Annotated in this window: 1 protein-coding gene; it reads right to left on the bottom strand. The window is 44.5% G+C overall.

Annotated elements, in window-relative coordinates:
* A partial coding sequence (locus L4C33_RS22730; protein ID WP_428814610.1) for an FtsK/SpoIIIE domain-containing protein occupies positions 1-618 on the bottom strand: 618 nt, incomplete at both ends.

Below are 618 nucleotides of genomic sequence, written 5' to 3'. Positions count from 1 at the left end.
ACCCGGAGGTAGATAAAGCATATCACCCATACCTAGCAACGACTCAGCACCGCCTTGATCCAAAATGGTTCGAGAGTCTGTTTTCGTAGAAACGGTAAATGCGACACGAGTTGGGATATTTGCTTTAATCAAACCAGTAATAACATCTACCGATGGACGTTGAGTCGCTAGGATCAAGTGAACACCTGCGGCACGTGCTTTTTGTGCCAAACGAGCAATCAGTTCTTCAACTTTTTTGCCCACCACCATGATTAGATCAGCAAATTCATCGACGATCACTACGATGTAAGGCAGTTTTTCAAGCAATGGCGCTTCTTGATCCATTGTGTCGCCCTCTTTCCATAGAGGATCATGGATAGGATGCCCTGCTTCAGCTGCCATCTTAAGCTTATCGTTATAGCCTTTAATATTACGAACACCAAGAGCAGACATAAGCTTATAACGGCGCTCCATCTCACCCACACACCAGCGAAGCGCATTCGATGCGTCTTTCATGTCTGTTACTACTTCAGACAATAAGTGAGGGATACCTTCATAAACAGAAAGCTCCAGCATTTTCGGGTCAATCATGATGAAGCGAACGTCTTCTGGTGATGCTTTATAAAGCATACTCAGAAT

It is taken from the genome of Vibrio makurazakiensis (assembly GCF_050337375.1).
Classification (GTDB): Bacteria; Pseudomonadota; Gammaproteobacteria; order Enterobacterales; family Vibrionaceae; genus Vibrio; species Vibrio makurazakiensis.
This window is presented reverse-complemented; position numbering and strand designations above follow the sequence as displayed.